Source organism: Synechococcus sp. WC101, assembly GCF_047461555.1.
Classification (GTDB): domain Bacteria; phylum Cyanobacteriota; class Cyanobacteriia; order Thermostichales; family Thermostichaceae; genus Thermostichus.
This window is the reverse complement of the sequence record NZ_JANSHG010000135.1, coordinates 1-6,816: the sequence shown is the minus strand read 5'-3', so window position 1 is coordinate 6,816 and position 6,816 is coordinate 1. Positions and strand designations below refer to the sequence as shown.

Annotated in this window: 9 protein-coding genes; 6 read left to right on the top strand and 3 right to left on the bottom strand. The window is 58.9% G+C overall.

The genetic code is table 11. From position 1 onward, the window contains the following. The first annotated feature begins 139 nt into the window (after window positions 1–139). From NW809_RS09665 to NW809_RS09650, 4 genes are all read left to right on the top strand, one after another. Window positions 140–547 carry a KGK domain-containing protein gene (locus NW809_RS09665; protein ID WP_414402021.1) on the top strand — a complete coding sequence of 136 codons (408 nt, stop codon included), beginning with the start codon at window positions 140–142 and terminating at the stop codon, window positions 545–547. Between the two features lie 35 nt (window positions 548–582). Continuing rightward, the gene (locus NW809_RS09660) at window positions 583–960 is read left to right on the top strand and encodes a KGK domain-containing protein (protein WP_414402020.1); all 378 of its coding nucleotides are present in this window, start codon (window positions 583–585) and stop codon (window positions 958–960) included. A 111-nt stretch (window positions 961–1,071) separates the two neighbouring features. Continuing rightward, window positions 1,072–1,311 (top strand): KGK domain-containing protein, encoded by a 240-nt coding sequence (locus tag NW809_RS09655; protein ID WP_414402019.1) that lies wholly within the window; start codon window positions 1,072–1,074, stop codon window positions 1,309–1,311. Window positions 1,312–1,314: 3 nt separating this feature from the next. Then, window positions 1,315–1,569: an HNH endonuclease gene (locus NW809_RS09650; RefSeq protein WP_414389247.1), complete on the top strand. Its 255-nt coding sequence runs from the start codon at window positions 1,315–1,317 to the stop codon at window positions 1,567–1,569. A gap of 15 nt (window positions 1,570–1,584) precedes the next feature. Here NW809_RS09650 and NW809_RS09645 read toward each other — a convergent pair whose 3' ends face one another. Further along, window positions 1,585–2,586: a YgfZ/GcvT domain-containing protein gene (locus tag NW809_RS09645; protein WP_414402018.1), complete on the bottom strand. Its 1,002-nt coding sequence runs from the start codon at window positions 2,584–2,586 to the stop codon at window positions 1,585–1,587. 93 nt (window positions 2,587–2,679) lie between these two features. Between NW809_RS09645 and NW809_RS09640 the strand changes: the two genes are divergently transcribed. Continuing rightward, window positions 2,680–4,218, top strand: coding sequence for a hypothetical protein (locus tag NW809_RS09640; RefSeq protein WP_414346907.1), 1,539 nt, complete (start codon window positions 2,680–2,682; stop codon window positions 4,216–4,218). A 130-nt stretch (window positions 4,219–4,348) separates the two neighbouring features. Further along, window positions 4,349–4,543 (top strand): hypothetical protein, encoded by a 195-nt coding sequence (locus NW809_RS09635; protein ID WP_099812204.1) that lies wholly within the window; start codon window positions 4,349–4,351, stop codon window positions 4,541–4,543. Here the strand turns inward: NW809_RS09635 and NW809_RS09630 are convergent. Both NW809_RS09630 and NW809_RS09625 read right to left on the bottom strand, forming a co-directional pair. Next, window positions 4,540–5,502, bottom strand: a complete 963-nt coding sequence (locus NW809_RS09630; protein WP_414402017.1) for an AEC family transporter — start codon at window positions 5,500–5,502, stop codon at window positions 4,540–4,542. The two genes, NW809_RS09635 and NW809_RS09630, sit on opposite strands and share 4 nt — an antisense overlap. 52 nt (window positions 5,503–5,554) lie before the next feature. Further along, window positions 5,555–6,811 carry a 4-hydroxy-3-methylbut-2-enyl diphosphate reductase gene (locus tag NW809_RS09625; protein WP_414402022.1) on the bottom strand — a complete coding sequence of 419 codons (1,257 nt, stop codon included), beginning with the start codon at window positions 6,809–6,811 and terminating at the stop codon, window positions 5,555–5,557. Window positions 6,812–6,816 lie beyond the last annotated feature (5 nt).

Genomic DNA, 6,816 nt, shown 5'->3' with positions numbered 1-6,816 from the left:
ATCCAAAGAATGAGTCGGCATTCCTTTCTCTCCTTCCTCTTGAATACCTGTACCCTATTTTAAATTAAAAGGCTGTACTTGACGACCTAAAGTAGAGCGGCTTGTTTCTCCTTACTATTTGAAGGGGGGTGAGGTTTTCTTGTCTAAGTCCATGCCCTTGCAGCAACACTCAGAAGGGATCCTCTCTATAGGGGAGAAAACTTTCAAGGTTGCCAGCCTGGTCAAAGCAGCCCAAGAGGATTTACCTAAAAAAGAAGAGCTCAATCGCCTGTTTATTGCGGCCTTGAGATCCTCAGGGATCCTTCCACCCGAAAACTTGCTTAATATTGCTAGCAGCCTTCTTGCTCCCCGGCCTGAAGAAAAGCTACTGCAAGAAGCGAAGTGGTTTGATCAGGGCCTTGCCTGTCAGCTCCTGGTGCCGGGTAAGAAGGAGTGGGAGAAGGGCAGGGTAAGGTTGCGGATCACCGTAGAGTTTGAGCCAGAGTATACGGGCTCAGAGAGTAGCGATGGATCTCTTCTGGACGATCTTCGCACAGACGAGGAATAGCTTAAGCTGGCGGAATGCATTAGGAGGCCGGGGCAGTGTCAGGCGAGGAGCAACCTCAAGAGCGCTTTGTCCAGATAGATACTTTTCCAAATACTGTTATTGATGTACGAGGACGCCTGATCTACTCACAAGAATTTACCAAAGCTTGCTTGGAAAGTGCTTATGATGACTTTGGATCTCGTTTATATAATAAACTTAGAGCCAGAAACATTTCAGTTGACTATAGCTCGGTCAATTTGGGCAAAATAACTGATGCGAGAGGGGTTCCTGCTAAACTTTTACGTCCTGGCTTGCCATGGGTTGATGGCAGAGTTAGGGTAAAGCTGGTAGCAGCAGTTGAGTTTGAGCCAGAAGATCCAGGATCAGCAAGCAGTGAATCTCCTCTGGATCCCTTTCGAGAAGATACTGGCTAGCGAAGTCTGTGAGCAATGGGAAACAAGGCTGTGTTCGACTCGATACTTCTCAAAGCAGATGACAAAGAAACTGCCGTTGCGATTGGCAACTAAATCTATCTTCCCAGCGTTTTGCACAGTGCAATTATTGATTACTTTCTTGCAGATATCGCACGAACAAATGGCTACCTTCGCTCAAAAAAGGTTCACGTAGAAATTAGAGCTTTAGTAGAGGGAGTAAAATCCCGAATCTTACAGCCTAGAAAGGATTGGGCTGAGGGCAAGATATCCCTTAAAGTTTGTCTCGAGTTTACTCCCGATAGCCCATCTCGAGACTCCGAACTAGATAGTTTTCGCAATACAGGTGAGTAGTGGATGAAAGAGAAAAAACCTGGCGAGAGGATCCCGATCCCACCATCTGTGCGGGAGTATGTCTTCCAAAGGGATGGCTTCCGCTGCCGCAGTTGTGGCAAATCGCCCCCCGAGGTGCAGCTTCAGGTTGATCACATCATCCCCCTTGCCCAGGGCGGCAGCAACGACATCAGCAACTTGCAAACCCTGTGCAAAGTCTGTAATCAGCGCAAAAAGGACAGGTGGGATCCCCGCTTTCGCCGCCATTTCGATCTCTAGGGAGCTGAGATCTCCTCAAACAACGGGCGGAAAGCTCAAAAAGGGCGGGCGGGTGAGGAGGCCGGTTGTTGAACCAACCTCCACCTCCCATCCTTCGGCGGGCGCGAATTTGGTGCGCACATAGCCCAGGCCCACGTGGCCCTGGGAGGTGAGGCCAGCGCTGGTTAACACGCCGATCTTCTCCCCTTGCCGCACGATGTCGGCACCGGGCTGGGCCTCGCCCTGGAGGCAGATCCCCCAGAGGGTTTGGCGGATGCGCCGGTAGGTTACCTGCTTGGCCAAGACTTCCTGGCCGATGTAGCACCCTTTGGAGAGGGAAATGGCATGCCACAGGCCGGCTTCCAAAGGGTTGTAGTCGGGGGTCAGCTCGCGGTCGGCGGCAGGGCGACCGGCCTCTAGGCGCAGGGCTTCCCAAAGTTCAGGTGAGGCCAGCTCTGCTCCAGCTTGGATCAGATAGTCGACAAGGGCAGCTTTGTGTTCGCTAGCCCCCCAGAGGGTAAATCCTGGCTGGGCGAGGCCGCTGCCGCAGGCCAAATGGACGGGGATCCCCTGGATCTCTACCTGGCGGTGCTCATACAGTTTTGTCGGGATCCCTTCTGCAGCCACCCCCTTCTCCAAAATGGCCTGGCTCTGGGGGCCAATTAGCCCAAAGGCAAAGGTCTGCCCGGTCACATCGGCTAGCTGGGCCCCGCGCACAAAGGGCAACATACGCCCCAGGCTCTGCATCAGCAGGCTGCGCCGCTGCGGCGAAGTCCAAATCCAGCAGGCCTCCTCTTCCACGTAGACCGTGGCCAGATCTAGGATCCCTGCTGTGGGGGTGACAAATACCGTATCTGCCCCCTGGCCGGGCTTGAGAGCCTTGAGATCCTGAGTACTCTGGCTGTGCAAGTAGTCCAAGCCAGGGGATCCCTGCAGGCGCAGGCGGCCCCACTCGGAGCGATCCAAGAGCAGGGATCCCCTCTGCGCGGCTTGCTCTTGCGCGGTCAAGGTGGTGTGAACAGCAGAAATAGCAGACATCGCTCACCCCAGGGGTGCTCTTTGGTTTTCTTCCCTACCCTAGAATAGGCTAGTTCACCCTAGCGCCTGTGGCAGATCCTTGGCGTACTGACTGTGATCGAGGTTGAGGTTCACCAACAGTTGCGACAGCTTTTGCGGCAGTCTCCCGAAGCCGTGTGGCCCCATCAGTTGACAATGGCCCGCATGGTGGCACGGGGATTGCGGTTGGGTCGCAGCACCTTGATTCAGGTGCCCGCCGGGGGCCAGCACCGCCTCAGCTATCTGCTGCCGGCGTTGATGTGGCCGAGTGCCACGTTGCTCTGTGCCACAGTGTCCGTGCAGGCGCAAATCTTGGGAGAAGAGATCCCTTGGCTCCGGCAGACCCTGCAGTTGCACAAGCCCGTCCTGCAAAAAGACCGTTGGCCGGATCCCGATTTTCAGGGGTTGCTGCTGGTGGATCCCCTGGACTGGCTGCGGGCTCGCTTGAGGGGAGCAGAGATGCCGACTGGGATCCCTCTCATCCTGGACGGAGCCGAAGACCTGGAAGAGTGGGCCTACCAGGCGCTGACGGTCACCCTGGAAGCCAGTCACTGGCAGCAACTGCGGCAGATCTTCCCTGCCGAGGCGGAGCGGCTTTCCCAGGCCCAGGTGAATTTAGCCCTGCAGCTTTTGCGGCGACCGCTTTCTCGCTGCCTCCTGCAGGCAGATGAACAGGCTCACCTGGAGGCAGCGCTGTCTTTGGTGGTGAGCTACGCCGGCTGGCTGCCGGATCCTTGGGATCAGCTCCGCCAGCGGCTCTGCGCCGAGGGGGATCCCGCTTCCCGCTGGGTTTGGTGGGCGGAAACTGACCGCGAGACCGGTCGCCTCACCCTTTACCACAGCCCGGCGGCTCTACACGAGTGGCTGGCGCCCATCTGGGCCACTCAGCCGGTAGTGATCATCGGCGAGGCCCTGGACCTGGATCGGCAGGCGGAGGCCTATCGTTGGCGCCTGGGCTTGCCAGATCTGACGCCCTTGCGCTTCAGCTCAGGCGAGGATTGGATCCGTTCCGGCGGGGAGCCCTTGCCGAGCCTTTCCCTCTACTTGCCGCGGCTGCCCTTGCCCAACAGCCCCCTCTTCCGGGAGCACCTGTTGCAGGAGCTAAGGAGCCTGATCCCGCAGGTGCAGGGCTTTGTGGTGGTGCTGGTGTCGGATCAACCTCTGCAGGTACAGGTGGGGGCTGCTTTGGCTGCCGAATTTGGCTCGCGGGTGCGGGTAAACAGCCTATTTCCCGGAGAAAAGGGCATTTTGGTCTGCGACTGGCCCTACTGGCTGCAGCACAAGGCCAGCCTGCCCTGTCCGGAACTGCTGGCCATTGCCACCTTGCCCTTTCCCTCGATGGAGGATCCAAGGGTGGCCGGACGGGTGCAGTATCTGCAGCGCACCCAACAGGACTGGTTCCGCCAATACCTCTTGCCAGTGGCGGCCAGCCAATTGCAGCGGGCTGTTGCACCTCTGCGACAAGGCGCAGAAGCAGGTGAAGCCTCCGGCTTGCCCACCCGCTGGGTGGCGATTTTGGATAGCCGCATCGTTGCCCGCAGCTATGGCGTTGCCCTCCTCAATGCCTTGGGGCCAGCCCTGCGCATCCAGCAGCGCAGCCAATTGTTCGTTTAGGGATCCCCTTGCCCCCAGCCCCTCTCCCTCAGGGAGAGAGATAGGCAGATTTGTATCCTAGAGAGCTAAAGCCAACAGGGATCCGGGCTATCCTGAGTTCAGTCTGCTCTCAGCTTCCTCTTCAGAAACCATGACCAGTCCTGCTCTCAGCCCCGATACAGAACGGCGCGCCCAAGCGGTTTGGAAGCCGTTGCGCCAGGCCATCGTGGAAAGCTCGGGCTTCCGCGGATGGCTCCAAGGACGGGAACTGCCCAGCCAGGAGGCTGACCTGGATCGTCTGGTACATCGCTACCTGGAGCAAACCCTCTCTCACCTGGCCTACTAGGTTCCCCACAGCAGCAACCAGAAAGGTAGGGTCAGCAGGGCCGCCACGTAGCCTAGGGCCAAGGCTGTTGCTGTTAGCTCCCGATCCAAGTCGTATTCCTCCGCCAGCACCAGGGTGGCAATAGCAGGAGGCATGCCGGTCTGCAAGACCAGCACCAGCTTGGCCAAGGGGGGATAGGGGGTCAAGGCTAACCCCAGGCCCACCAAAAGGGGCAGGACAACAATTTTGATGAAGAGGGCCGCGGCGGCGGGGCGAAAGGATCCCCAGTGCGGCACTTGGGCCAGCCGTATGCCCAAGAGGAGCAAACTCAAGGGAATCGTGCTCCAGGCAAAGGCAGTTAGCCCTTGATCAAGCCATTCTGGGAGAGGGGAGCGAGCAGTGGCCAGGCCGACAAAGAAAGCCCAGAGAGTGGGGCTGCTCAGGACTCGGAGCATAGCCTGCCGGGGAGGGATGAAGGAAGCGCTGTAGCGGCTGCCCACCCACACTCCCAGCCCGTAGGCGGTCAAGAGGGTGCCCAACAGGTCGTAAAACAAAGCCCAGCCAAAGTAGGCGCTCCCGCCCACCGCCAGACAGGTGGGGTAGCCCAAATAGCCGGTATTTCCCAAGGTGGCCGTCAGATAGAAACTCCCTCGCCGCCCCCTGCTCCAAAGCCAGGGATCCCAATCTTTCTTCCCCTGCCAGGTGTGGTGCTGCCACTGCAGCCAGGCACTGGCCAGGGCATACCCTAGCCCTGTGGCCAGCCAGCAGACCAAAGGGGCCGCCCAGAGCTGGCCAGAGAGGTCCGCCGTCTGCATAAACCCAAGGGTGCCCAGGGGAACCCCCACCCAAAACATGAAGCGGCCCAGCGCTTGGGGATTTAGCCAATGGCGCCAGGGGGGAGGTAGCCCTCTCTGCAGGACAAACCCCAGCAGCGTCCAGCCCAAGAGGGGGAGATAAACCTGGAAAAGTGTGGTGAGCACGCCAAAGTAGCCCTAGGGGGAGAGGAATCGGATCCTAGCCTCATCCCGACAATTATGCAGAGATCTGCTGCTGTTCGCGCAGGGCAAAGATGCGCAGGATCACCTCCTCCACAACGCGGTCGGGGGTAGAGGCACCGGAGGTGATGCCGATCTGCACCGGCCCATCGGGCAGCCACCCCTCGGTAACAATTGGGTCTTGGTGGAGGGGCTTGTGGCGGATGCGGTTGGGGGGCTGGATGCAGTCGGGGCCATCGATGTGATAGGAGGGCAGCCCCTTGGCCAGGGCAATTTCCTGCAGGTGGGTGGTGTTGGAGGAGTTAAACCCGCCGATTACCACCACCACGTCCAAGGGCCGCTCCAGCAGCTCGAACATGGCGTCCTGCCGTTCTTGGGTGGCGTTGCAGATGGTGTTAAAGCTCATGAAGTGCTTGTCCAGCTCCTGGGGGCCATATTTGCGCAGCATGGTGGTCTCAAACAGCTTGGCAATGGCGCGCGTTTCCCCTTCCAGCATCGTGGTCTGGTTGGCGATGCCGATCCGCTCCAGATCCCGATCCGGATCGAAGCCGGGAGATGTGGCCTTGCCGAAGCGGCGCCGAAATTCTGCCGCATCTCCGCCGTGCAAAATGTAGCGGGCGACCCATTCCGCCTCTTCCAGGTTCAGCACCACCAGATATTTTTGGGCAAAGGAGCTGGTGGCCACGGTTTCTTCGTGGTTGTACTTGCCGTGGATCACAGAGGTGAATTGAGCGGCGCGGTGCTTGTCCACCTGGTTCCAGACACGGGATACCCAGGGGCAGGTGGTATCGACGATCTCGTTGCCCTGCGACCGGAAAAACTCCATTTCTGAGACACTTGCCCCGAAGGCAGGCCAGATCACCACGTCCTCAGGCCGGATCTGGGAAAAGTCTTTCTTGCCGTCCGGGCCTTTCTCCACAAAGCGGATCCCCATCTCCTGCAGGTGGCGGTTGACCAGGGGGTTGTGGATGATCTCGTTGGTGATCCAGATCTGGCGATCCGGAAAGCGGCGCCGCGCTTCGTAGGCATATTCCACCGCCCGTTCCACCCCCCAGCAGAAGCCAAAGGCCTTGGCCAGATGGATGGTGATATCCCCCTGCCGATAGCAGTAGGACTGGGCGCGGATCTGCTCCACCAGGGGGCTTTTGTAGGTGGTTTGCAGCTCCCGTTGGGCCTGATCCTTATGCTCTTCAAACCCTTTGGCAAAGTAGTTGCTGGAGCTGCGCAGGGCCTTGCGCAGGGCGCGCGGATCCTGGGGGGAGCTAGCCGGGGAAGAGGGTTGGGAATGAGGCATGGTTG